The organism is Sphingomonas sp. Leaf22 (assembly GCF_001421715.1).
In the GTDB taxonomy this organism is placed as follows: domain Bacteria; phylum Pseudomonadota; class Alphaproteobacteria; order Sphingomonadales; family Sphingomonadaceae; genus Sphingomonas.
This window is the reverse complement of the sequence record NZ_LMKP01000041.1, coordinates 122,391-147,287: the sequence shown is the minus strand read 5'-3', so window position 1 is coordinate 147,287 and position 24,897 is coordinate 122,391. Positions and strand designations below refer to the sequence as shown.

The 24,897-nt window shown below is 65.5% G+C and carries 27 protein-coding genes; 9 read left to right on the top strand and 18 right to left on the bottom strand.

Translation table 11 applies throughout. The annotated features are described in order from the left end of the window. The first annotated feature begins 39 nt into the window (after positions 1-39). From ASE70_RS14400 to ASE70_RS14375, 6 genes are all read left to right on the top strand, one after another. Positions 40-1,209 (top strand): M23 family metallopeptidase, encoded by a 1,170-nt coding sequence (locus ASE70_RS14400; RefSeq protein WP_056506165.1) that lies wholly within the window; start codon positions 40-42, stop codon positions 1,207-1,209. 39 nt (positions 1,210-1,248) lie between these two features. Next, on the top strand, positions 1,249-1,584 hold the full coding sequence (locus ASE70_RS14395; RefSeq protein WP_056506162.1) for a HesB/IscA family protein: 336 nt from the start codon (positions 1,249-1,251) through the stop codon (positions 1,582-1,584). 1 nt (position 1,585) lies between these two features. Next, entirely contained in the window at positions 1,586-2,356 is a 771-nt protein-coding gene (gene xth / locus ASE70_RS14390) for an exodeoxyribonuclease III (RefSeq protein ID WP_056506159.1), read from the top strand. Beyond that, positions 2,356-3,111: a transporter gene (locus ASE70_RS14385; protein WP_056506156.1), complete on the top strand. Its 756-nt coding sequence runs from the start codon at positions 2,356-2,358 to the stop codon at positions 3,109-3,111. The genes xth and ASE70_RS14385 overlap by 1 nt, the downstream gene beginning before the upstream one ends. 194 nt (positions 3,112-3,305) lie before the next feature. Further along, complete coding sequence (locus tag ASE70_RS14380) at positions 3,306-3,620, top strand: hypothetical protein (protein WP_056506153.1); 315 nt, start codon at positions 3,306-3,308, stop codon at positions 3,618-3,620. A 24-nt stretch (positions 3,621-3,644) separates the two neighbouring features. Next, a complete protein-coding gene (locus tag ASE70_RS14375) occupies positions 3,645-3,866 on the top strand; it encodes a hypothetical protein (RefSeq protein WP_056401257.1) in 222 nt (73 codons plus the stop codon). A 46-nt stretch (positions 3,867-3,912) separates the two neighbouring features. Here ASE70_RS14375 and ASE70_RS14370 read toward each other — a convergent pair whose 3' ends face one another. From ASE70_RS14370 to ASE70_RS14320, 11 genes are all read right to left on the bottom strand, one after another. Beyond that, the gene (locus ASE70_RS14370) at positions 3,913-5,061 is read right to left on the bottom strand and encodes a hypothetical protein (protein WP_056401254.1); all 1,149 of its coding nucleotides are present in this window, start codon (positions 5,059-5,061) and stop codon (positions 3,913-3,915) included. 67 nt (positions 5,062-5,128) lie between these two features. Beyond that, the gene (locus ASE70_RS14365; protein ID WP_056401253.1) at positions 5,129-5,887 is read right to left on the bottom strand and encodes a sterol desaturase family protein; all 759 of its coding nucleotides are present in this window, start codon (positions 5,885-5,887) and stop codon (positions 5,129-5,131) included. A gap of 94 nt (positions 5,888-5,981) precedes the next feature. Continuing rightward, positions 5,982-7,073: an LPS export ABC transporter permease LptG gene (gene lptG, locus ASE70_RS14360; protein WP_056401250.1), complete on the bottom strand. Its 1,092-nt coding sequence runs from the start codon at positions 7,071-7,073 to the stop codon at positions 5,982-5,984. Continuing rightward, the gene (gene lptF / locus ASE70_RS14355) at positions 7,073-8,266 is read right to left on the bottom strand and encodes an LPS export ABC transporter permease LptF (protein WP_200925650.1); all 1,194 of its coding nucleotides are present in this window, start codon (positions 8,264-8,266) and stop codon (positions 7,073-7,075) included. The genes lptG and lptF overlap by 1 nt, the downstream gene beginning before the upstream one ends. Before the next feature lie 182 nt (positions 8,267-8,448). After that, on the bottom strand, positions 8,449-9,708 hold the full coding sequence (spt, locus tag ASE70_RS14350; protein WP_082451052.1) for a serine palmitoyltransferase: 1,260 nt from the start codon (positions 9,706-9,708) through the stop codon (positions 8,449-8,451). Positions 9,709-9,739: 31 nt separating this feature from the next. Then, entirely contained in the window at positions 9,740-9,985 is a 246-nt protein-coding gene (locus ASE70_RS14345; protein ID WP_056401247.1) for an acyl carrier protein, read from the bottom strand. 33 nt (positions 9,986-10,018) lie between these two features. Continuing rightward, entirely contained in the window at positions 10,019-10,909 is an 891-nt protein-coding gene (locus ASE70_RS14340) for an NAD-dependent epimerase/dehydratase family protein (protein WP_056506827.1), read from the bottom strand. A gap of 5 nt (positions 10,910-10,914) precedes the next feature. Next, complete coding sequence (proB, locus tag ASE70_RS14335; protein ID WP_056506824.1) at positions 10,915-12,027, bottom strand: glutamate 5-kinase; 1,113 nt, start codon at positions 12,025-12,027, stop codon at positions 10,915-10,917. A gap of 146 nt (positions 12,028-12,173) precedes the next feature. Then, complete coding sequence (gene obgE / locus ASE70_RS14330) at positions 12,174-13,220, bottom strand: GTPase ObgE (protein WP_056506149.1); 1,047 nt, start codon at positions 13,218-13,220, stop codon at positions 12,174-12,176. 39 nt (positions 13,221-13,259) lie between these two features. Then, positions 13,260-13,730 carry a GNAT family N-acetyltransferase gene (locus ASE70_RS14325; RefSeq protein WP_235519973.1) on the bottom strand — a complete coding sequence of 157 codons (471 nt, stop codon included), beginning with the start codon at positions 13,728-13,730 and terminating at the stop codon, positions 13,260-13,262. Between the two features lie 17 nt (positions 13,731-13,747). Beyond that, positions 13,748-14,329 (bottom strand): TetR/AcrR family transcriptional regulator, encoded by a 582-nt coding sequence (locus tag ASE70_RS14320; protein ID WP_056506147.1) that lies wholly within the window; start codon positions 14,327-14,329, stop codon positions 13,748-13,750. A 47-nt stretch (positions 14,330-14,376) separates the two neighbouring features. On the opposite strand from ASE70_RS14320, the gene ASE70_RS14315 reads away from it, so the two are divergent. Together ASE70_RS14315 and ASE70_RS14310 are read left to right on the top strand one after the other, a co-directional pair. Further along, the gene (locus ASE70_RS14315; protein WP_056506144.1) at positions 14,377-15,225 is read left to right on the top strand and encodes a metal-dependent hydrolase; all 849 of its coding nucleotides are present in this window, start codon (positions 14,377-14,379) and stop codon (positions 15,223-15,225) included. Positions 15,226-15,264: 39 nt separating this feature from the next. After that, positions 15,265-15,462, top strand: coding sequence for a hypothetical protein (locus ASE70_RS14310; RefSeq protein ID WP_056401227.1), 198 nt, complete (start codon positions 15,265-15,267; stop codon positions 15,460-15,462). 589 nt (positions 15,463-16,051) lie between these two features. Here the strand turns inward: ASE70_RS14310 and ASE70_RS14305 are convergent. The 3 genes from ASE70_RS14305 to rplU all read right to left on the bottom strand — a co-directional run bounded on the left by ASE70_RS14305 (position 16,052) and on the right by rplU (position 17,367). Next, a complete protein-coding gene (locus tag ASE70_RS14305; RefSeq protein ID WP_200925648.1) occupies positions 16,052-16,594 on the bottom strand; it encodes a GNAT family N-acetyltransferase in 543 nt (180 codons plus the stop codon). A gap of 154 nt (positions 16,595-16,748) precedes the next feature. Next, the gene (rpmA, locus tag ASE70_RS14300) at positions 16,749-17,018 is read right to left on the bottom strand and encodes a 50S ribosomal protein L27 (RefSeq protein ID WP_055999929.1); all 270 of its coding nucleotides are present in this window, start codon (positions 17,016-17,018) and stop codon (positions 16,749-16,751) included. A gap of 22 nt (positions 17,019-17,040) precedes the next feature. Next, on the bottom strand, positions 17,041-17,367 hold the full coding sequence (rplU, locus tag ASE70_RS14295; protein WP_055999926.1) for a 50S ribosomal protein L21: 327 nt from the start codon (positions 17,365-17,367) through the stop codon (positions 17,041-17,043). A 255-nt stretch (positions 17,368-17,622) separates the two neighbouring features. On the opposite strand from rplU, the gene ASE70_RS14290 reads away from it, so the two are divergent. Continuing rightward, on the top strand, positions 17,623-20,196 hold the full coding sequence (locus ASE70_RS14290) for a TonB-dependent receptor plug domain-containing protein (RefSeq protein ID WP_056506141.1): 2,574 nt from the start codon (positions 17,623-17,625) through the stop codon (positions 20,194-20,196). Positions 20,197-20,232: 36 nt separating this feature from the next. On the opposite strand, the gene ASE70_RS14285 is transcribed toward ASE70_RS14290, so the two are convergent. The 4 genes from ASE70_RS14285 to ASE70_RS14270 form a co-directional block, all read right to left on the bottom strand. Next, entirely contained in the window at positions 20,233-20,682 is a 450-nt protein-coding gene (locus ASE70_RS14285; protein WP_200925646.1) for a cupin domain-containing protein, read from the bottom strand. After that, complete coding sequence (locus ASE70_RS14280; RefSeq protein WP_056506138.1) at positions 20,679-21,782, bottom strand: Gfo/Idh/MocA family protein; 1,104 nt, start codon at positions 21,780-21,782, stop codon at positions 20,679-20,681. Before ASE70_RS14280 ends, ASE70_RS14285 begins: the two co-directional genes overlap by 4 nt. Positions 21,783-21,840: 58 nt before the next feature. Then, positions 21,841-22,929 (bottom strand): AI-2E family transporter, encoded by a 1,089-nt coding sequence (locus ASE70_RS14275; protein WP_056506135.1) that lies wholly within the window; start codon positions 22,927-22,929, stop codon positions 21,841-21,843. A 230-nt stretch (positions 22,930-23,159) separates the two neighbouring features. Beyond that, on the bottom strand, positions 23,160-24,797 hold the full coding sequence (locus ASE70_RS14270) for a M28 family peptidase (RefSeq protein WP_056506132.1): 1,638 nt from the start codon (positions 24,795-24,797) through the stop codon (positions 23,160-23,162). Positions 24,798-24,897 lie beyond the last annotated feature (100 nt).

Genomic DNA, 24,897 nt, shown 5'->3' with positions numbered 1-24,897 from the left:
TTTTCCGACATGCGCACATTGTTCGGATAGCGGGACATAATGTCGATTACTTCGGTATTGAAAAATAACGACGCTCCGTTCGCAGGGTTCCGTTCCATCTTCCGTACGCGGCAATTTCTGGTCCATGACGGTGGCCAGCTTCGTCGCCACACGATCACCGGTCGTAACCAGATCGCGGCCGCCGGCCTCGCTGCCGTAACGATCGCCTTCTCGGCCTTCGGCATGAGCCAGGCGGCGACCGGCGCGGTGGCGACGTCGGACGAAAAGGTCGCGTCGATGCAGCAGCAGGTCGACGCGATGCGCGCCGACGTCGCCCGCCTTCATGCCGATGCCCGCGCCCACGCCGCCCGGCTCGACAAGCGGCAGGCGGCACTGGCCGCGGTTCTGACCGGTGACGAGGATGCCGACACGCTGGCGATGGCTGCGCTCGATCAGGCACCCGCCACCGGCGTGAACTTCGTCACCCGCCCGTTCGAACGCGTCGCCCGCCAGCAAGCGACGATGGCGACGCACGCCAAGGCGATCGCCGACGCGCGCTATTCCGATGCGACCCGGACCCTTCGCAAGCTGGGCTTGAACCCGCGCCGGGTACTGCCGGCGATGGGCGGCCCGTATGAGCCGGTCGATGCCGCCACCGCCGCCGCAGCGACCGCCGCCTCCGCCACCGCCGATGCACAGGCCGATGCCCAGTTTCGCGCCTTGTTCCTCAGCTGGAAGAAGCTGGATACGCTGGAACAGGCGGCGATCTCGATCCCGTCCTATCAGCCGGTTGAGCGGCTGTCCTTCACCAGCAATTTCGGCGTCCGTTCCGACCCGTTCCGTGGCAGCGCCGCGATGCATGCCGGGGTCGATATCCCCGGCCCGATCGGCACCCCCGTCTATGCCACCGCCGACGGCATCATCGCCCGCGCCGAACGCGCCGGCGGCTATGGCAATCTGATCGAAGTGAACCATGGCAAGGGCATCGCCACCCGCTATGGCCATTTGTCGAAGATCATCGTCCATGACAGCCAGCGCGTCCGGCGCGGCCAGTTGATCGGCCTGATGGGGTCGACCGGCCGTTCGACCGGCAGCCACCTGCATTACGAAGTCCGTATCGACGGTTCGGCGGTCAATCCGGCCCCCTATCTGCAGGCGGGCGAACTGGCGATGGCGGCGGACCGTGCGCAGCGTCAGCGCGTGGCGATGGGTGGCCCGGTCGCCGACTGACCCGTTGCCGATCGATCGCGGTGGGCTTATCTCAACGCGATGACGACCAGCACCGATATTTCCCTGTCCGCCTCTGCCGCCCATCGTGTCGCGGCGATCGCGGCCAAGCAGGCCAAGCCCGCCATCCTCCGCCTCTCGGTCGAAGGGGGCGGCTGTTCCGGCTTTCAGTATCGCTTCGGACTGGCCGATACGGTCGACGCCGATGACAGCGTCGCGCAAACCGATGGCGTAACGCTGGTGGTCGATTCGGTCAGCCTCGATCTGGTGCGCGGCAGCGAGGTCGATTTCGTCGAATCGCTGGGTGGCGCGGCGTTCCGGGTGACCAATCCGCAAGCAGCATCGGGCTGCGGTTGCGGCACCAGCTTCGCGGTCTGACGTGCGGATCGTCAGCTACAACGTCAACGGTATCAAGGCGCGCCTGCCCCGGTTGCTCGAATATCTGGACAAGGAACAGCCCGATATCGTCTGTCTTCAGGAACTGAAGTCGAGCGACGAGACCTTTCCCGAAGCCGATATCCGCGCCGCGGGCTATGGCGCACTGTGGCATGGGCAAAAAGGGTTCAATGGCGTCGCCATTCTCGCGCGCGGCACCGATCCGGTCGAGCGGCAGCGCGGCCTGTCCGGCGATCCGGAGGACGACCATAGCCGATATCTCGAAGCCGAGGTCGATGGTCTGATCGTCGCATCGATCTATCTGCCCAACGGCAATCCCCAACCGGGTCCGAAATTCGACTATAAGCTGCGCTGGATCGATCGTCTGCGCGATCGGGCGGCGGCGTTGCTGGCCGAGGAGCGCGGCGTGGTGCTGGCGGGCGACTATAACGTCATTGCCAATGACGACGATACCTTCTCGGTCCGGGCGATGCAGAGCGACGCGCTGATGCAGCCGGAGTCGCGGGCGGGTTACCGGGCGTTGCTGGCGCAGGGGTGGACCGACTCGCTGCGCACGCGGTTTCCCAGGGGGGGCGTGTGGACCTTCTGGGACTATCAGGCCGGATCGTGGCAGCGCGACGCGGGCTTTCGCATCGATCATCTGTTGCTCAGCCCGATCGCTGCCGACCGCATGGTCGATGCCGGCGTCGACAAGGCGTATCGTGGCCGCGAAAAGGCCAGCGACCATGCGCCGACCTGGGTGCGGCTGCGTTGATGATCCGTGCGGGCGCGCTGGTCGTGGCGGCGTATCTTGCGATCGGCAGTGCCTCGGCGCGGGATTATTGCCCGACCCGGCCCAGCCTCGGCCAATCGGCCTGCGTGCTCGATCCCGGTCGGGTCGCGGTCGAAACCGCGCTGTCGGATTGGGAGCGTAGCGACGACACCGACACCGTGTTGTTCGGCGATACCCTGTTCCGGCTCGGGCTGACCGACCGGGTCGAGGCGCAGCTGAACTGGACGTCGATCGGCATCGAGCGCGACCGAACCAGCGGCAGCCGAACGACGCGGAGTGGCGATGTGGAAATCGGTGCGCGGATCGCGTTGCGCAATCCGGATGGCAAGGGCCTGTCCTATGGCTTGCAACCTTCGATCACCGTGCCGGTCGGTCGCGCGCCGATCGGGCAGGGTGGCTGGGGCGCGGCGATGGTGGCCCCGATCTCCTACGACCTCAGCAAGACGCTCAACCTGCAATTCTCACCCGAACTGGCGTGGACGCCGCGGGAGGAGACACCGGGTCATATGATCGCGGCGACGGCGACGATCGGTCTCGGCATCACGCTGTCCGATCGCTGCCAGCTGACCGCCGAGGGTCAATGGTCGCACGATGACGAAACGACGGAGCATCGCTTCGCGCTGGCGATTGCGTGGCAGGTGTCGCCCGACTTCGCGATCGACGCCGGCGGGGTCGCCGGACTGGACGACGATACGCCCGGACTGCGCATCTATAGCGGAATATCGCGCCGGTTCTGAACCGTGCCGATCGATCCGGGGGATACCATCCCAACCGATGGTAAAAATTCCTGCGTTTTGGTGGCGAATACCACATCTACAATTGTAGTCATTGTATAAGTATCTGTAAAACAACGTTTATCAAAACTGGCACGGTCGCTGCAAAGTAACTGGCATGTCCGGCAACATACCGGATCGCACAGGGAGACAGCATCATGACCGCCATTCGCTTCGCCACTTCGATCGTCCTCGGCCTCGTCGCCAGCACCTCGGCCTATGCCGCCGAACCGGAAGCTGCGCCCACCGCCGTGCCGAGCCCGGTCATTACCAGCGCCGCCGCATCGGTCCTGCCGCTGACGGTCACGCTGGCCGCCGGTCCTGCTGCGGTCGGGTACAAGGCCGCACCGAATGCGCGTTATTGCTTCCGCACCGAACGCGTCGGTTCGCGTATCGCGCCGCGCATCTGCAAGACCCGCAAGGACTGGACCGCGATGGGTGTCGACCTCGACGCCGCGCTGGCCGGCCGCTGATCGTACCGAACGGGAGGGAAGACCATGATGATCGCAACGCTGCTCACCGCACTGTTCGCCGCCACCGCACCGGTCGTCGAACCGGCAACGCAAGCCACCACGCCGGTCGCCGCCGCGCCACGCGCCAAGCGTTACTGCATTATCGACCGCCGCGAGGGGTCGCTGCAAAAGGGCAAGATCTGCCGGACGCGTGACGAATGGCGCGCCCGCGGCTTCGACCCCGTCCTGGTACTGACACGCGGATGATCGATGACGATTGCCGCCGGGGTGGGTCGCCCGGCGGCTGTCATCGTCAAAGGGTGCGTTCGTACATCTGATAGACGCGGTTGATCTTGCTATCGATGGTCGTGGCGATCGCGTTCATGCCCTGATTGTCGTCGAGCACCCAGCCGATCTCGCCACGGGTCGCGCCGAACTTGGCCACCGCATCGCGGCGGATATATTCGATCATCATGAAGGCCAGTTGGCTCGCCATACGCGACGCCTGCAACCGCTTGACCACCCCCATCAACGGCACGCGCATCGTCCGCGCCTTGGGCGCGCGCAGCCACAGCAGCAGTTTCAGCCAGTTGAACGGCAGCAGCGATCCGCCCATGGGTTTGAGCGGTTCGTTCATGTCGGGCAGGGTAATCATGAACGCGACCGGTTCGCCGTCCAGCTCGGCGATCCGGATCAAATCCTCGAACACCAACGGCTTCAGCTTCTTGCCGACATCGTCGACCTCCGGCTGGGTCAGCGGGACGAAGCCCCAATTGTCCGACCACGCATCGTTCAGGATCCGCAGGATGATCGTCGCCTCGTCGGCGAACTTCGCCTTATTGACGCGCCGGATGCGGATCCGGTCGTTCTTTTCCCCGGCAGCGACGATGCGCTGGACGATCGGCGGAAAATCTCCGGTGATGTCCAGCTCGTACGTTACCAGCTGCTTCACCGGCGCATACCCGGCATGCTCGATCCAGCCCTGATATTGCGGCAGGTGATGGCCCATCAGCACGGTCGGGCTGTGGTCATGCCCCTTGATCAGCAAGCCCGGCTCTTCCCAGATCGACAGCGCGCACGGACCGATCGCCCGGGTCATGCCCTTTTCCCGCAGCCACTGCTCGGCCTGCGCGATCAGAACCTTGGCCATCGCCTCGTCCTCGGCCTCGAACATCCCCCAAAAGCCGACACCGGGGCCGAAGCCCTTGTCCGTCGGCATGGTCAGCGCCAGCGTGTCGATATGCGCCGACACCCGCCCGACGACCCTGCCGTCGCGCTCGGCGACGAACAACTGTCCCTCGGCATGGCTGAACCAGCCGTTCTTTTTGGGATCGATCGTCGCCGCGACCTCGCTCTTCAGCGGCGGCACCCAATGCGGGTCGTTGGCATAAAGTCGATAGGGCAAGGCAATGAACGCCTTACGATCGGCAGCGGTAACGACCGGACGGATGGTGATCGACATGGTTTCCCCCAAAACGCAGCGGGGCGGCAATGCGCCGCCCCGTGTCAAACTTCAAATGACAAATCGGTCATCCGCGATAGCGGGGGTGCCCCTTGGCGACACCACCCGACAATTCGGCAACCTTGGGATATTTCTTTGCGACATCCTCGGTATAGCCTAGGTTGAAGACCGTCGCGCTCTTTTCCGGACGCTCCGACCGTTCGTAGTGCGTCCCGAAAACCTTGTCCCAGAAGAAGTTGGTGATGCCGAAATTGCCGTGCTCGTCATGAAAGTGATGCGCCATGTGCTTGCGCTTCCATGCGATCAGCAGCTTGTTCTTCGGCTTGTAGGCCAGATGCTGGATGCAATGGCAGAATTCGTAGAAGCAGGTCGTTAGCAGACCGGTCGCCAGTGCCGCCATCGAACCGCCGAACCCGCCGATCAGATAGCCGATCGGCGCGGTCGCGATGGCGATCGCGGGCAGGGTCGTGTGCAGCGCACCGAACAGCACCTCGAGGTGATTTGGGTCCTGATGGTGGTCGTAATGGATCCGCTTCCACGTCGCGGCAAGCGGAGAGATCTTGAACATCCAGTTGGAATGCAACACCCAGCGGTGCAGCACGTACCACACGAGCGGATAGGCGACGATCGCGACCCCGACCGATACCAGCGTCGGCACCAACGGCGCAGGCGACCAAACGAACAGACCGATCGCGACGAACGACAACGCGATATACGCGATGATCGCCGGATACTGAAAATACGCGCCGACAAGTTCCCTGAAGGTCATCTTGTCGAGATGGTGCGACTTCTTCCAGAAGCCCTGCTTCTCGGTGATCGCGTTCATCGGGCCAACTTCCTCAACTCATTCACCTACCGGGCGCAACCGCGCATCGTCCGCATCTGGGGATGATTTGCGGCCAAAGTACGACGATCCTGCGTCATTCCTCGGTTCGTATCAGCACCGCCTCGCCGATCAGGAAGAACAGCAGAAACGGTGCCCATGCCGCAAGGAACGGCGGATAGGCACCAAGGTTGCCCATCGCCAACGCAAAATTATCCGCCACGAAATAGGTAAAGCCAAGCGCCATGCCAATGACTGCGCGCACGAACAATTTTCCCGACCGCGCGACGCCGAACGCGGCGACCGCGGCGAGCAACGGCATCAGCACCGCCGACAATGGTCCTGACAGCTTGTGCCACAGCGCGCCTTCGAGCGCCTTGGTCGGGCGGCCGGCCTCGACCAGATCGTCGATCGCGCGCGATAACTGGGCGAAGGACAGGCCGTCGGGGTCGACATTCTGGAGCGTGAACTGGTCCGGGCGCACGCCACCGGCGATGCGCAACGTGCCCAGCCGTTCGCGGACTCCGGTCACGACGGTGAAGCGTTCGGCATTCTCGATCCGCCACGCACCGTTTTCGCGCCAGCCGCTGCTGGCGGTGACGAGTTCGCGCAGCGACGAGCCTTCGCGGTTATAGACGGTGATCCCGCGCAACCGGGTCTGTTCGCCGCGCCCGGCCACGCGGGCCACCTGGATCAGGTTATTGCCGTCGCGAACCCACACATTGGTGCGGTCGCCGCGATCGACCGGCATCGGTCCGTAATCGACATCGTCCCACACGGTCAGCGTCGCCGTCGCCCGCGCCACGACCCGTTCGTTGAACACGAACGACAGCGCGGCCACGCCGAAGCTGGCGAGGATCAGCGGGGCAAGGACCTGATGCGCCGACAGGCCAGCGGCCTTCAGGCTGATGATCTCGCTATTCTGGTTCAGCTGGGTCAGCGTCAGGATCGTACCGAGCAGCACCGAGAAGGGCAGGAACCGCGCGACGATCTGCGGCGCGCGCAGCGAGATGTAGCGGAGGATTTCGGCCTGGCCGTTACCCGGCTGGGCAAGGATCTTGCCGCTTTCGGACAACAGGTCGAGCGCCTGCAGCACCAGCACCAGCGCGAACAGGATCGCGAAGGTGCGGACGAGGAACAGCCGCGCCATGTAGATCGCGACCGTGGTCGAGGGAAAGATGGCGCGCATCAGGCGGCGGCCTTGCGCCGGCCGGGCAGATAGCGGCCGATGAACTTGCCGATCTTGGCGGCACCCCGTTCCAGACCGCCGATCGGTTCGCCGCCCGGCACGCGCGCGATCACCCAATACAGGCGGAACACCAGCGCCGCGAACAGCAGGAACGGCACCCACAGCGCGATGATCGGATCGATCCGACCCAGCCCGCCGACCGCTTCGCCATATTCGTTGATCTTGTGATAGGTCACGATCATCACGATCGACAGGAATACGCCCAGCGCCGACGACGACCGTTTCGGCGGCACGCCCAGCGCCAGCGCCAGCATCGGCAGCAGGAACATCGTCGCCACCTCCGCCAGCCGGAAGTGAAAATTCGCCCGCGCGGCGTCGCGATCCTCTTCGCTGACCTTCGGATTATGCCCGGCAATGGCCAGTTGCGGCAGCGTCTGTTCGAGATCGCGCCCGCCGCGGGGACGGAAATTGCCGAACTTGGGCAGATCGATCGGCAGATCATGGGCGGTGAAGGTCAGCGTGCGGGGCACGCGGAAATCGGGGGCGTTGTGGATCAACGTGCCGTTGGTCAGGCGAAAGATGATCGTATTGGGATCGTCGGTGCGCAGGAACTGGCCCCGTTCGGCGGTGACGCCCAGCCACTGGCCGTTGGGACGGCTCGCCTGCACGAAGATGCCCCGCAGATCGGCCCCGGAGTCGCGGCTTTCCTCGATCCGCAGCGTCATCCGCTCGCCGAGCTTGGTGAATTCGCCGACCTTGATCGACGCACCGAGCGCGCCGGTGCGCAGTTCGAAGCGCAGCGCTTCGTAATTATAGCGCGCCAGCGGCTGGACATAGCCGACGATGGCGAGGTTCGCCGCCGCCAATATCGTGGCGTAGATGAACGGGACGCGGAGCAGCCGCCAATAGCTCATGCCCACGCCGAGCATCACGTCCAGCTCCGACGAGGTGGCCAGTTTGCGAAAGGCGAGTAGGATGCCGAGCATCAACCCGATCGGGATGCCGAGCCCCAGATATTCGGGCAGCAGGTTCGCCAGCATCCGCCACACGACGCTGACCGGGCCGCCCTCCGCCGCGACGAAATCGAACAGCCGCAGCATCCGGTCGAGGACGAGCAGCATCGCCGAAATCAGCAGCGTGGAGAATAGCGGCACCGCGATCAGCCGGGCCATGTAGCGATCGATCGATGGCATGGGCGAAGGCTATAGCGAAGGTGCGGAGGGAAGCTAGTCCTTAGCGATCCTCCCCGGCACGGGGAGGGGGACCGCCGCGCAGCGGTGGTGGAGGGGGCGGGCCGCGAACGCCAAGGTTGCGTGTGCCGCAAACCCGCTCCACCATCCTGCCGATGGTCCCCCTCCCCGCGAGCGGGTAGGATTTAGAGAACGCCGACCGCCTTACCGGCCGCCTCGAACATCCCCAGAATCGTCTCGACCTGCTCGGCGCTATGTTCGGCGCAGAGCGAACAGCGCAGCAGGAACGTACCCGCCGGGGTCGCGGGCGGGCGGGCCATGTTGACGTACAGCCCGCCATCGAGCAGCGCCTGCCACATCGCGACCGCCTGTGTCTGATCTTCGAGGATCACGGCGATGATCGCCGATTGCGGTGTATCGGTGCCGAGCTTGAAACCGAGGTCCTTCAGCCCGCCATGCAGCCGCTTCGAATTACGCCACAGATGCGCGCGCTTGTCGCCGGCATGCATCAGCTTGCGGATCGACGTGGCGGCGGTCGCGACGACCGAGGGCGGCAGCGACGCGGTGAACACATAGGGGCGACATACCAGCCGCATCACGTCGAACTTGGGATGGTTCGACACGCAGAAACCGCCGACGGTACCGACCGATTTCGAGAAAGTGCCGACGACGAAATCGACGTCCTTCTCGACGCCCTGTTCCTCATACACGCCGCGGCCATTGGGACCGAAAAAGCCCATGCCATGGGCTTCATCGACCAGCACCATGCATCCGTGCTTCTTCGCGACCGCGACCATTTCGGGCAGCGGCGCGATATCGCCGAGCATGGAATACACGCCTTCCAGCACGACCAGCTTGCCCGGTTCCTTGGGCAGTCGACCCAGTCGCCGGTCGAGATCCTCGACCGAATTGTGGCGGAACCGCACGATTTCGGCATTACCGAGCGAACAGCCGTCATAGATCGACGCATGGCTGTCCGCGTCGAGGATGATATATTCGCCCTTGCCGGCCAGCGTCGAGATGATGCCCAGATTGGCCTGATAGCCGGTCGAAAAGACCATGGCGTGGTCGGTGCCATAGAATTCGCGCAGCGCCGCTTCGCAATCCTTGTGCGGGTCGTAGGTGCCGTTCAGCACCCGGCTGCCGGTGGTGCCCGATCCGAACTCGTCGAACGCCTTCTTGCCCGCCGCGATCACGTCGGGGTCGAAGGTCATGCCCATGTAATTATAGGTGCCGAGCAGGATCGTGTCCTTGCCGCGGATCACCGCCTGGGTCGGCGACGTCACCTTGTCCATCACGATCGCGAACGGATCGCGCACCCCGGTGGCGAGCAGCGCCTCGCGTTCGGCGATCAGCGGATCGAACTTGCTCATCAGGTCGCGTTCGGGTGCCACGGTTTCGGGCGACTCGGACGGGGCGTGGGCGGTGGCGGCGGCTTCGGTCATCGGTTCGGTCTTTCGGGGCCGGGCGGGGCGATCAGGCGGTCTTGAGCTTTTCGACGGCATCGGCCAGCTGGCCGACGGTTTCGATATCGGCCTGCATGTTCATCGTGATGACGATGTCGAATTCGTCCTCCACCGCCGCAACGAAGTCCATCACGGTCAGGCTGTCCCATTCGAGATCGCCGGCAAAGGTCGTCGCCTCGGTCAGCGCGACGCCCTTCTTGTTGAACGGGTCGATCAGGCCGGTGATGGTGGCAAGGGTGGCGGCACGGTCGCTCATGCGGGTCTTTCCAAAATACGGGTTTGGCCGGGGCTATAGCAGACCGTGCGCGCGATACCATGCCGCGGTGTCGGCAAGCCCGCGCGCCGTCGCGATGCGCGGCTCCCACAGGGCGGCGGGGGGACGCCGTGCGGGGTCGGCGGTCCAGTCGGGATGCACCAGATAGCGCGCCCGATCCTCGGTCAGCTTGGCCGCCGATCCGCGCAAGGTCTGGTCGAGCCTGGCACCCAGCCGCAACAGCCCGGCCGGCAGATGCATCGGCAGCACCCGTTGTCCGACGGCGTCGCCGATCAGCCGGGCAAGCTCGGCATGGCTCATCGGATTGCCGTCGTCGACCTCGAGGATCGCGCCCGGACCATCGCTGTCGGCCAGCGTCAGCAGCAACCGGGCAAGGTCGTCGACCGCGACCAGCGCAACCCGTCCCGGCGGCGGTAGCAGTGCCAGCCCCTTCTGCGCCATGCGGAACATGTCCCGCATCTCCATGTCGCCCGGCCCGTACACCCCGGTCGGCCGCACGATCGTCCAGTCGCGATCGCTGGCCGCGATCAGGTCCTCGCCCGCCCGTTTTGATGCGCCATAGGTGGAAAGCTGCGGTTCGCGTGCCGACAGCGAGGAGACGTGGACGAACCGCCGGACGTCGCTCGCCTGCGCCGCATCCAGCATCGCCCGCGTGCCCGCGACATTGCCGGCGGTGAAGCTGGCCATGTCGGGCGCGCTCACCACGCCGGCGACATGGACGACGACATCGGCCTGCGCGACCAGTTCGGTCAGGCTGGCGGGCTTGTCGAGCGCGCCACGTACCCAGCTGACGTTCGGCTCTGCAGGCTGGGCCCGTCGGGTCAGCGCGCGGACGTGCCAGCCCTGACCGATCGCCTGCGCGATTACGCGACGCCCGACGAAACCGGTCCCGCCGGTCAGCGCCATCGTCTTCACAGGAGCGCCATATGATTGCGATGGACCAGCGCCGATCGCGGCGCATAGCCGAGCAGATCGGTCAGTTCGTCACTGCGCCGGCCAACAATGCGGACGACTTCGCCAGCATCATATTCGACCAGCCCGCGTGCGATCGTGCGATCGTCGGCGTCGACGATACGGATCAGGTCGCCGCGGACGAAATCGCCCTCGACGCCGACCGCGCCCGCCGCCAGCAGGCTGCGCCCGGTCGCAAGCGCCTTGGCCGCGCCGGCATCGATGCGGATCGCCCCGCGATCGGTCAGCCCGCCCGACAGCCATGCCTTGCGCGCCGGCGCGTTGCCGGCGGTGGCGAAGACGGTGCCGTGGCCCGTCTCTCCGAACGTGGCCAGCGGATGGTCGATCCGGCCGCTGGCGATGGCGAGGTTGGCCCCGGCGGCGGTCGCGATCCGGGCCGCCTCCACCTTCGACACCATCCCGCCCGATCCCATGCCCGACGATGATTTGCCGTCGGCCATGCCCATGATCGCCGCATCGATCTGCGCGACATGGCGGACCAGCCTGGCGTCGGGGTTGCTGTGCGGGTTCGATTCGTACAGGCCGTCGATGTCGGACAGCAGCACGACGCCGTTCGCCCGCGCCGCTGCCCCGACCCGGGCGGCAAGGCGGTCGTTGTCGCCGAACCGGATTTCCTCGGTCGCGACGCTGTCATTCTCGTTGACGACCGGGACCACGCCCAGCGTCAGCAACCGCCCGAGCGTTGCCGAGACGTTCAGATAGCGGCGACGATCCTCAAGATCGTCCAGCGTCACCAGCAATTGCGCCGCCGTGAGCCCATGGCTGGCGAGCAGTTCGGCCCAGATGCTCGACAATGCGATCTGCCCGGTCGCGGCGGCGGCCTGCGCGTCTTCGAGGCTGGCACGGCCACCCTTGGTGAGGCCGAGCCGTCGCGCACCGAGCGCGATCGCGCCCGAAGAGACAATGACGATCTGCTGGCCCGCGGCGACACGTTCGGCAATGTCGGCGACGAGGGAAGCAAGCCACTCCCGTCGCGCCTGCCCGTCAGGGGTGACGAGCAGCGCCGACCCGACCTTGACGACCAGACGCGGGCAGGTCGCAGCCCCAAACAGATCCTCCCCGGCACGGTGAGGGGGACCAGCCGCAAGCTGGTGGAGGGGGGCATCCTGCTCCACAACGGCTGCGTTGCGCGGGGATCCCCCTCCACCGTCCTCCTGACGGTCCCCCTCCCCGCGGAGCGGGGAGGAGCTTTCCGCCCCTAAATCGGCGACCATTCGCGCGGTTCCTCGTCGTCGCCCGTGTCCTGCGCGTGCATCTCGCTCGGCCCGATCGCCTCGATCAGCCGGTCGAGCACCGCCTCCAGCCCCTGTCCGGTTGCGCCCGACAGCGGCAGCACCCTGGCACCGCTTTCGGCCTCCAGCTCGGCGATCAGCGCGGCGGTCAGTTCCTCATCGAGCAGATCGGCCTTGTTCAGCGCGATCACCTCGGGCTTGTCGGCAAGGTCCGCGCCGTAATTCTCCAGTTCGCCGCGCACGATCCGGTACGCCGCGACCGGATCGTCGACATGGCTGTCGATCAGGTGCAGCAGCACCCGGCACCGCTCGATATGCCCCAGGAACCGGTCGCCGATCCCGGCCCCTTCCGCCGCACCCTCGATCAGGCCGGGGATGTCGGCGATCACGAACTCGCGCTGCTTGTGGCTGACCACGCCCAGCTGCGGCCGGGTGGTGGTGAACGCATAGTCGCCGACCTTCGCGTTCGCATTGGTCACCGCGTTGATGAAGGTCGACTTGCCGGCATTGGGCAGCCCGACCAGCCCGGCATCGGCAAGCAGCTTCAGCCGTAGCCAGACCCACGCCTCGTCACCCGGCCAGCCGGTGCCGTGCTGGCGCGGCGCGCGGTTGGTGGAGGTCTTGTAGCTGGCATTGCCGCGCCCGCCATCGCCGCCGCGCAGGAATACCTCGCGCTGGCCGGCGCGGGTGAAGTCGGCGAGGACGGTTTCCTTGTCCTCGGCCAGCACCTGCGTCCCCACCGGCACACGGATCACCAGATCGCGCCCGCCCGGACCGGTCCGGTTCGACCCCGATCCGCCCGATCCGCGCGGTGCGCGGAAATGCTGGGTATAGCGAAAGTCGATCAGCGTGTTCAGCCCGGGCACCGCTTCGAAGATGATGTCGCCGCCCTTGCCGCCATTGCCGCCGTCGGGACCGCCATATTCCATGAATTTTTCACGGCGAAAACTGACGGCGCCGGGGCCGCCCCCGCCCGACCGGACGAAGATCTTGGCTTGATCGAGAAAATGCATGTCGTCCGCTTAGTCGGACTCGCCGCAAGGGGGAAGGGGCTATGGTCGAAGTCGCCGGTACAGCACGATGGCGTCGACCTCGCCCAGGATCGGATGCTCGAACGCGCCGGGCAGGCACCCGACCCGTTCGAAGCCCAGCGACCGCCACAGCCGAACCGCACGGACGTTGCTCGCGACCACGAAGTTGAACTGCATCGCCCGAAACCCCGCCGCCTGCGCATGCGCCAACGAATGGACCGCCATCGCGCGCGCAATCCCGCGCCCGGTCGCATCCGCATGTGTCGCATAGCCGCAATTGGCGACGTGCCGCCCGCCGCCGGCCTGGTTCGCCCGACAGAAATAGCTGCCGAGCACCTCGCCGTCGACCTCGGCGACGAACACGCTGTTGCCCGGTGCGTGCCAATAGGCGAGTATCTGTTCCGGCGTGATGTCACGGTCGAGGGCATAGGTCTCCCCCGCCCGGACGATCGGCACGAGGATGTCCGCGATCGCCGCCGCGTCGCTCGCCACCGCCGGACGGACCGGTATCAACCGCCCGCCCGCACCGCCATCAGGCTGCGCACTGCCAGTTCGCGCGCCTTGTCGCGCGGCAACCGCAGCGCCTTGGCCATCGCCCCGCCCAGCAAGGCGTCGCCCAGCGCCATCAGCACCAGCTGCAACGTCTCCTCGGCCAGCGGCATGCCGCTCAGCGACTGTTCGCTGCCCAGCCGGTCGACCAGCGCATGGATCGCATCGAGGATCGGGTCGAGCGCGTCGTCATTACCCGACAGGATCATCCAGCTGGCCAGCGCGCCGGCACCCTCCCGGTCGAAGGCGTCGAAGGTCAGGTCGACCACCTCGCGCGGATCATGATCGCCATCCTGTGCGCGCAGCACCGCCGCGCCGATCGTCGCGGTGATCGTCGTCGCCATCCGTTCGGCCAGCGCCCTTTGCAGCCCCGATGCCGACCCGAAATGGTGAAGCAGGTTGGCATGCGTCCGCCCGATCCGCGTCGCGACCGCTTTCAGCGTCACCGCCAGCGGCCCGGCCTCGATCAACAGGTCGCGGGCGGCATCGAGCGCCGCGTCGCGCGACGCTTCGGGCGACAGGCGGCGACGGACTATTGACATATTTGTAAGTAGTCGACATCTGGCATGGCATCAGTTGGAGCAGAACCGTGGCGAAAGCAAAGACTCCCGATGATCTGACGATCACCCCGCGCGACCTGCGCTTCGGGCGCGACGGCGGGTATCGCCGGTGGTGGCTGAACGACGATCCGATCGCCACCGCCTTCTACAATGCGCTGTCGGTGACCTTTCCGAAGGGGGAGGGGTTCTTCATCGATAGTGTCCGTCAGTATCGCGACGACGTGCCGCCGCGCCTTGCCGCCGAAATCCGCGCCTTCGTGAAGCAGGAAGCGATCCATACGCGCGAGCATCTGGCGTTCAATCGCCATGTCGCCGATCAGGGGTATGACGTGTCGCGGCTGGAGGCACGGGTCGACCATGAACTGGCGATCACCCGTGGCAGGCCGCCGATCGCCAATCTGGCGGCGACGATGTGCCTCGAACACTTCACCGCGATCCTCGCCCACGAACTGGTCGCCAACCCCGCACATCTCGCCGGCGGCGATCAGGCTGCCGCCGATCTGTGGCGCTGGCATGCGATCGAGGAGATCGAGCACAAGGGTGTGGCCTATGACACGTGGCTCCACGCCACGCGGCACTGGACCCGGTTCAAACGCTGGCGGGTCAAGGCGCTGGTAATGCTGATCGTCACCGTCAAATTCTTTCGCGGGCGCTCGGCGGGGATGCTCGACCTGCTGGCGCAGGACGGGTTCCGAGGAGCGGGTGTGAAATGGCGGTTGTTCGCCTATGCTTTTGGCCGCCCCGGCATGGCGCGCAAGGTGCTCGGCATGTACCTCGCTTTCTTCCTGCCGGGCTTTCATCCGTGGAACCATGACGACCGCGAACTGATCGGATTGGTCGACAGCGAATTCGAAGCGGCCCGGCTGGCGCGCGCCTGACCGCTTGCTCCGGCGACACCGCCGGGGCAGGACAGGCCGATGCGAACGGTATCGGAAGCAGCGGCGGTCCGCCTCTATCACCTCGACGACGAAGGCGGCGTTGCGACGACCATCCTGTACGGTACGCTCGCCGAAGCAATGGCCGCAGCGGCGCGCGAACCGGCGGAAGTACAGGCTGGTTTGTACCTGCAGACGAGCAACGACGTGGTCGGTTATCTCGATCTGTTGGAGGGGTAGGGATGCGCGTGTGACTGGTACCGTACCATTGATATCGTCATTCCGGGCTTGACCCAGGATCCCGCTGTCCTTGGTTGACTGCGCGAAAGAAGCGGGACCCCGGGTCAAGCCGAAATCTTTGCGAAAGTACCGATCTCCGGCCTTCTGCCGTACCCCCGCGCAGGCGGGGGTCCAGCGCTGGAACAGGGATCGGTCCTGTCCGATTGGCCTTTCTATTTCCGCAGAGGTCTCGGTCAGGCCCGGGGTGACGATAAGGAAACGAACTTCGATTCCATCATACCAGCGTGGAAGTTGCGGACCTGAAGCTACGCCATGCTTTCACCTGTCCCGATGGCCGGGATGGCTATTGCGAACCCAAGAACCCGTGGATCAAGCGGGTCGATGCGGATGCCGTGCAGCGCCAGGCATCCGCCTCCGCCGGATTACTGATAGCCGCCCTCTTCCTCGCGTTCCTCGGCGGCTTCTTCCTGTACGTCTTCCATTTCTTCCTGTTCGGGCGTGTCGGGATCGATCATCGCGGGCGTCCTCTCATGCGGCAGCAGCGCCGTCCGCCATCAACCAGCCGGACGGCGCGAGCGTTCCGTGCGCTTCAGGCCGCCAGCCGCCGATCCCGTCGCCGCTCGGCCAGGTCGATCGCATAGTCGATCGTCTCGACATCGACGCCGCGTGCGCGCGCATGGATCGAACTGCGCGTACCCGTCGCGACGAAGCCCAGCCGCCGCAGCACCGCGCCGGACGCCGGGTTGTCGACATAATGCCCGGCCACTACCCGGCCGATGCCCAGCGTCGCCGCGACGTCGAGCGCGGCACGTCCCGCCTCGACGGCATAGCCGCGGCCCCATGCCGACGGTGTCAGCCAATATCCCATCATGTGCGGAACATCGCCGAGCGGACCGATTCCGACTCCACCGATCAGGTCGCAGCGGCCGCTATCATGGGCGAAGATCAGGAAGTTCGGACCGGGATCGCCCTGCCATCCGGCCACGAACGCTTCGGCATCGGCCAGCGTGTACGGCCAGGGCGCACGCGACAGATTGCGCACGACGGCATCGTGGCCGATCGCGGCGGCAAGTGCGGGGGCGTCCTCGATCCAGCCGGGGCGCAGGGTCAGGCGTTCGGTACGGGCGAACATCGGCATCTCTCCAATGCGCCGCGCCTCCGCAGAGGCGGGCAGGGGCCGGAGAGAGCAATAAAAAAGGGAGCCGGGGTGACCCGCCTCCCTCTTGTTGGCTGGTTCCGTTGCCGGAACCCGGGTCACCCTGGTGGGCGACCCGGTTGGTAGCCCGTTATTCTGCGGCCAGCGCCGGCATCTCGACATACGCAAACTTGCGGCCGAGCTTGCCTTCCTTGAACGCCACACGGCCATCGACCAGTGCGAACAGGGTATGGTCCTTGCCCATGCCGACGTTCACGCCCGGATAGAATTTGGTGCCGCGCTGACGCACGATGATGTTGCCCGCGACCACTTCCTGGCCACCGAACTTCTTCACGCCAAGGCGACGGCCGGCCGAATCACGACCGTTGCGCGACGAACCGCCTGCTTTTTTATGTGCCATGGTTCAAACTCCTCGTATGCGCTCAGGCGGCAGCGGTTTCGTCGGCGCGCTGGTCGCCGATCGCGGTGATCTTCAGGATGGTGTGCTGCTGGCGATGACCGTTCTTGCGACGGTAATTGTGCCGGCGGCGCTTCTTGAAAACGATGACCTTTTCGCCCTTCGCCTGCGCGATGATTTCCGCCGAAACCGTCAGCCCTTCGACCGACTTCAGTTCCGAACCCTCGCCGGCAAGGAGCACGTCGCCGAGCGTCACGTTGCTGCCAGCTTCGCCATCGAGCTTCTCGACGACGATCTTGTCTCCTGCGGCAACGCGATACTGCTTGCCGCCCGTGCGCACGATTGCGAACATGGCCCTTGCTTCTTTCTCAAATACAATATGTCCGCGTGGAGATACCCCACACGGCAAGTGGATCGTGACTAGGCAAGCGGGCTGCTTCTGTCAATGCCGAACCGGTGATTCGCCGCCGAAACCAATGTTGCGGCGCGGCAACAGGCGCGTGACAATCGTGTTACGCCATATGGCGTAGGCTTGCGTCAGAAAATGTCCCGGTCGAACTAGGCCGCGCAACGACTGGCCGCAAACGCCAGTTCCGGGGAGATTTTCATGCGTAAACCGGTTTTCACCGCCTTATTTCTGTCGACGGCACTAACTGCCATACCCGCCTTCGCGCAGGTCGCCGATGCGCCGCCGGCCGCCGCCGATGTGCCAGCGGGCGAAGAGATCGTCGTCGTCGGCACCCGTGCACAGGGCCGTACCGTCGCGGAAAGCCCGGTGCCGGTCGACGTCATTACCGGCGATGCGCTGGTCAATGCGGGCTATACCGAAACCAACAAGCTGCTGAATCAGCTGGTGCCGTCCTTCAACTTCCCGCAACCGTCGATCACCGACGGCACCGACGTGGTCCGTCCGGCGACGCTGCGCGGCCTGTCGCCCGATCAGACGCTGGTGCTGGTCAATGGCAAGCGTCGCCACACCACCTCGCTGCTCAACGCCAACGGGTCGGTCGGGCGCGGATCGTCGGCGGTCGATCTGAACACCATCCCCAGCCTCGCGATCGAACGGATCGACGTGCTGCGCGACGGGGCGTCGTCGCAATATGGTTCGGACGCGATCGCCGGCGTCATCAACGTGCAGCTAAAGCGCCGCGAAGGCGGTCGCGCGACGATGACCTATGGCAAGTATATTTCGCAGATGGAGGGTGTTGCCGAGGTATCGGGAATCGCGCGCCAGTCGAACGGCCAGCCGCAGGTCCGCGCCGACGGCACCTATGTCCTCGAAGAGACCGGACGTGACCGCGAAGTCCGCGACGGTCGCACCGTGACCTTCGCCGCGAACATGGGCCTGCCGATGGGCGAGACCGCCTATCTGAACCTGACCGGCGAATATCGCGATCGCGAACCTACCGACCGCGCCGGCTATGACCCGCGCCGCAACTATCCGCTGCTGTCGACCGGGGGCGTCGATCCGCGCGAATTCAGCTACGACCGCGTCAACCATCGCTATGGCGATGCGAAGACCACCGATTTCAACTTCTTCCTGAACGGCGGCGTCGATCTGGGTGCGACGTCCGAACTCTATATCTTCGGCAGCTATGGCGTTCGCGACGGCGAAAGCGCCGCTTTCTATCGCCGCGCTTCGGGCCGCGATGCCAATGGCAATATCCAGGATCTGCGCAACTGCACCTTCACCGGCACGGTCTGCACGCCCTTCTACGCCGACGGCTTCCTGCCGCTCATCACCAGCCAGATGGAGGATTTCTCCGGCGCGCTGGGCGTGAAGGGCGATGTGGCCGGGTTCAAATACGATCTGTCCTATGTCTATGGCACCAACAGCTTCGATTTCCGGATCGAGAACAGCTATAACGCGTCGTTCGGGCCGCAATCGCAACGGTCGTTCAATGCCGGGGGCACCCGGTTCGGGCAGCAGACGGTAAACCTCGACCTGCAGCGCGACATCGCGGTCGGCTTCCTGTCGCAACTGTCGCTGGCGCTGGGCGGCGAATATCGGAATGAGAACTACAAGATCGTCGCCGGCGAAGTCCAAAGCTACGCCGCCGGTCCGTTCGCGTTCAGCAATGGTGCCGCTGCCGGGTCGCAAGGCTTCCCCGGCTTCTCGCCGACCACTGCGGTGGACACGTCGCGGGACAGCTTTGCCGGCTATGTCGAATTGGACGGCAAGGTCAGCGATGCATTCAATGTCGTCGCTGCGGGCCGGTACGAACATTTCAGCGATTTCGGCGATACGGTGAACGGCAAGCTCGCCGCGCGCTTCGCACCCGTCGAATGGGCGGCACTGCGGGGCTCGATCTCGACCGGCTTCCGCGCGCCGAGCCTTGCGCAGCAGTTCTTCTCGTCGTTCGCCACGCAGAATATCGGCGGGACGCTGGTGGAGATCGGGACCTTCCGCGTCGGCGACCCGGTCGCCCGCGCGCTCGGTTCGCGGCAGCTGGAGGCCGAAAAGTCGCTCAATATCGGCGGCGGCCTGACCCTGTCGCCGATCCGCGGGCTGACGCTGACCGCCGACTATTACAACATCAAGATCGACGACCGGGTCATCCTGTCCGAAAATCTTCAGGGGGCGGCGGTCGTCGCGGTGCTGCGCGGTGCCGGGATTCAGGACATCACCTCGGCGCGGTTCTTCATCAACGGCATCGACACCCGGACGCAGGGCGTGGAAGTGGTCGGCACCTACCGTGTTCCCGATCTCGGCATCGGCAGCGTCACGCTGACCGCCGGCTACAACTACAACCAGACCGACATCACCGATCGCTCGACGCTGTCGGCAATCCCCGGTGTCACCCTGTTCGGACGGCAGGAATCGTTGCGCCTGACCGACGGACAGCCGCGGTCGAAGATCAATGCCGGTCTCGACTGGTCGCAGGGCATCTTCGGCGTGACCGCACGGACCAACCGCTTCGGCAACACCCTGTCGCCGGGCGGCGCGGCCGCGACCGACGTCGAACTGGCACCCAAGTGGCTGACCGATCTGGAAGTCCGCGCGACGCCGGGTCAGTTCGAACTGGCGATCGGCGCGAACAACCTGTTCGACGTCTATCCGACGCGCAACCCGATCCTCGGCGCGACGGCGATCAACAACTACTTCATCCCCTATTCCAGCTTTTCGCCGTTCGGCTTCAACGGGCGGTATCTTTACGCCCGGGCCGGCGTGAAGTTCTGATCGTGGCGGGCGGGCAGGGGCATCGCGCCTGCCCGCTCACTTCGTCGACAGCTTGGTCCCCAGCAGGACCAGCCGGTCGCCGGTGACCCCGAACCAGTGCGGCACGCCTGCGGGGATCAGCATCACGTCGCCGGGTTTGAGCGGCCGCTCGGTAGCGCCGATAATGCGGTCGCCCTCGATCAGGCCCGGCTGGGTCTGTCGACCGCCGACCATCGTGCCACCCGATCGCAGCGTACCGGCACCGGCGATCACGATCGCATATTCGGCCTGATCGGGATGGACGGCCGGGCGTCCCGGCGCCTTCCAATATTCCAGTGCCGCGACCCGATCGCCATCGCGCACCAGCGGCTTCCAGGCGAAGCCCTGATCGGGCTTCATCGCCTTGCCCATCGCCTCGACCTCGGCGGTGATGGCCGCATCGCTCGCGAAACTGGTCGGGTCCGCCGCTTGACCCGCGAGCAACAGCGCGAACGCGGCAAGCATCATGTCCTTGGTTCCAGCCGGATCGTTCGCCCCTCGCGTGCGGATCGATAGATCGCCTCGATGATCCGCATATCGCGCAACCCTTCCTCACCCGACACGATCGGTTCGCGCCCGCCGGTCGCGCATTCCGACAGGTGATCGAGCTGCGCGGCGAACTGGTTCTTGCCCGGCCCGGGCGGCGGGGTCACCTGTCGCTCGCGATCGCCACCCACCCAGAGCCGCTGCCCGCTATAGCTGGTCGCCGGCTCCATCTCGATCCGGCCCTTCTCGCCCATCAGCAGGATCTGGTTGCGGTTGGCGCTGTACATCGACTGGCAACTGCCGATCGCCCCGGACGGAAAATCCAGGGTGAAATCGATCATGTCCTCGACCTCCCGGAAGCGCGGGTCGCGGCGGTCGGTCGATTCGCGCGCGGTCACCGCGATCGGTTCCTCACCGGTCATGTAGCGTACCGCCTGCAACGCATAGATGCCGATATCCATCAGCGAACCGCCGCCCGACAATGCGCGCTTCAGCCGCCATGCGGTGGGATCGCCGAAGTTGAAGCCATGTTCGGACCGCACATAGCGCGTTTTGCCGACCGCGCCGCTGCGCGCCAGCCGCATCGCCTCGCGATTATGCGGTTCGAAATGGCTGCGATAGCCGATCATCAGCTTGCGGTTCGCCTTGCGCGCGGCGGCGATCATCGCCTCGCATTCGGCGACCGACACCGCCATCGGCTTTTCGCACAGCACATGCTTGCCGGCCTGCGACGCCCGGATCGAATATTCGGCATGCATCGCATTGGGCAGACAGACATAGACGATGTCGATGTCCGGGTTGTCGCGGATGCGGTCGTAATTCTGGTACGAATAGATGGCGCTGGCGGGAAGGCCGTATTCGGTCGCCACCCGTTCGGCCTTTGCCCGGTCGCCGCTGACCACGGCGGCAAGGCGACTATGCTCGCAATTCCGGAATTCGGGGATGATCCGCCCTAGCCCATAGCTTCCCAGACCGACGATGGCATAGCCGAGCTTGCGGCCGGGCTGACCGAACGACGCGCAACCGGGCGCGATCGACAGGGCGGCGGCGGAAAGGATCAGTTCGCGACGGCCGATTTCCATGGCTTTTCTCTCCGGCAACGATCGCCGCAGGATGACCGGACCCGACCGCCGTTACAAGCTATGTCGTTGATTTCTCTTCGTCGGCCTCGGCCCGCGCGGCACGTTGCTCGGTCAGGATGCCCCAAGCGGTGATGAACAGTGCGCCTGCCAGCGGCCCGACGACGATCCCGCTCAACCCCAGCAGGTCGATACCGCCGAGCGTCGTCACCAGCACCAGCCAGTCGGGGATGCCGGTATCGCGCCCGACCAGCAACGGGCGCAGGATATTGTCGGCGAGCCCGATCACCAGCACACCCGATGCGATCACGACCACCCCCTGCCAGATCGCACCGGTGGCCAGCAGATAGATCGCGACCGGGGTCCAGATGATCGCCGGTCCGACCGCCGGCAACAGCGCGGCGATCGCCATCACCAAACCCCACAGCAGGGCGGCGGGCAGACCGACGATCCAGAAGGTGATCGCCCCCAGCGCGCCCTGCACCAGAGCGACGACGCCGGACCCCTTGATCGTCGCGCGCACGACGGCGTTGAACTTGTTCGCCAGCCGCCACGCGACGTCACGCTCCAGCGGCAGCGACCGGACCACCGCCGGTCCGATCCGGTCCCCGTCGCGCAACAGGAAGAAGGTCACATATAGTCCGACACCGAACGCCAGCAGGAACGCGGCGGCATTCGCGCCGATCGACAGGGCGCTGCGGGCAAGCACGCTGGCGCTGGCACCGACCGCCTGCGAAATGCGCGACTGCGCGCGTTCGAAACTGCCGAAGCCGGCATTGTCGATGGTATGCTGGACCCGTAGCGGCAGGGCGTTGTGGACCTGTTCGAAATAGGTCGCGAAATTGATCTGGCCGCTCCGCAACTGCGTATACACGCCCGCCGCCTGGTCCATGACCATGCCGGCGATGATGAGTGCGGGGATCACCACCGCGACGGTGATGATCAGCAGCGTCAGTGCCGCGACCAGATTGCGCTGCCCCGGCCGCCACCGCAACAGGCGCTGGAACAGCGGCTGGAACAGCAATGCCGCCAGTGCGGCCCACAGCAGTGCGCCGGCAAAACTCGATACGACCATCGTCAACCCGATGGTCACCAGCGCAAGGAACAGGATGAACCCACCGGATTCCACGCGCTGTCGGACGATTGCCATGCTGTACTGCCTTACTGATTACGGCCGGCGATCGGGCCGGGATTGATCGTTGCGCAAGCGGAACGCCGGGGCGCGGGCTATGCTCCCTCTATCGACCGACAATCGGCGGAATTGGCTGCGGCAACGGGGGCCGCTTCCCCCGGTCCCACTGCACGCCCGCCGAACCGTTCGGAGGATCGCGACGGTCCCGCCGAAGCAGCATGGTACGTAATCTCAGCGCGGTCGTGCGCTCACTTGCTCCCGCGACTGCGATCGCGAATGGCGCGGAATTCGTCGCCGGCTACCCAATTGGGCCATGCGGTCGTCGTCGCCAGCTCGCGCCCGATCGTATAGAACAGGCTCAAATCCTGTGCGACGCCCGCCCAGTTCCAGTTCGGATCAAATTCGTCCTTCGGTCCGTGATAGCGCTTCTCGGTATAGTCCTTCGCCGCTGCCTCACCCGCCGCCTTGCCGCCGGTGACCAGATCGTCGCCCGAATCGAGATAGAGCATCGGCACGCCATGCTTGGCGAGGCTGAAATGGTCGGAGCGATAGTAATAGCCGTTCTGCGGCATCGGATCGGCCTCCGCCACGCGGCCCTGCGCGGTCAGCGCGCGGTCGAGATAGGTGTCCAGTTCCGACTTGCCCTTGCCGACGACCACGATGTTGCGGGCCGGCCCGGCGACCGACAACGCGTCCATGTTGATGCCGCCGACGGTTCTTGCGAGCGGATAGATCGGATGATCGCCATAATAGGCCGATCCGAGCAGACCCGATTCCTCCCCGGTCACCGCCAGATATACCTGACTGCGTTCGGTCGCCCCCGCCTTCGCATTCGCCTCGGCCAACCCGATCAGCGCGGCGGTGCCGGTCGCATTGTCGATCGCGCCGTTGCAGATATCGTCGCCATCGGATGCCGCCTCACACCGGCCGAGATGGTCCCAATGACCGGTGAACAGCACGATTTCGTCAGGACGCCTGGTGCCCGGCAGGATGCCGACCACGTTTTTGGAGGCGTGACGCCGGACCTGATTGTCGAACGACACGCTCGCCTTCACCCCGGTCAGCGGCACGGCGCGAAAGCCCCTGGTCTGCGCGGCAGCGACGAGTTGATCGTACTTCTTGCCCGCCGCACCGATCAGCCGTTTGGCGGCGGCCAGCTGCATCCACCCGATCGCCTCGCTCTGGTCCATATGGTTGTTCGCGGCGTCGGCGACCTGTTGCGGGCCGGTCCAGCTCGACTGGACCACGTTCCAGCCATAGGCGGCGGGGACGGTGTCGTGAATGATGATCGCCGCCGCCGCACCCTGCCGCGCCGCTTCCTCGAACTTGTAGGTCCAGCGCCCGTAATAGGTCATCGCCTTGCCGCCGAACGGTCCATCCAGCGTCCGGCTGGCATAATCGGGATCGTTGATCAGGATCAGCACCGTCTTGCCACGCACATCGGTGCCGGCATAGTCGTTCCACCCCTTTTCCGGGGCGTTGATGCCATAGCCGACGAAGACGACGTCGCTGTTCGCGACCGTCGATTTCGGCGTCACGCGATAGGTGCCGACGACCATCTCGGGGCCATAGGCCAGCGCGATCGGGCTGCCGGCACCGGTGAAGGTCAGCGGCGAAACGTTGCGGCTGGTGATCTCGACCAACGGCACGTCCTGAAACCAGCTGCCCTTGTTTCCCGGTTTCAGGCCTGCCTTGGCGAATTGCTGCGCCAGATAGGCCAGCGTCTTCTCCTCGCCCGGCGTGCCCGGCGCGCGTCCTTCGAAGTCGTCCGACGACAGGACGCGGGTCGCTTCCTTGACCGTCTCGATGGAGATGGGGGCGGGTGCCGTCTGGGCCAGCGCCGATGCGGCGAAGGTCAGGCAGGGGGCAAGCAAGAACGAACGCATCGAACCTCCGGAACAACGGGATGGTCCGGTTGTGACATGGCGAAGATGGCGACGCAACGCGCCGGACCGGCACCATCGGCCCGCCACCTTCCGCCTTACG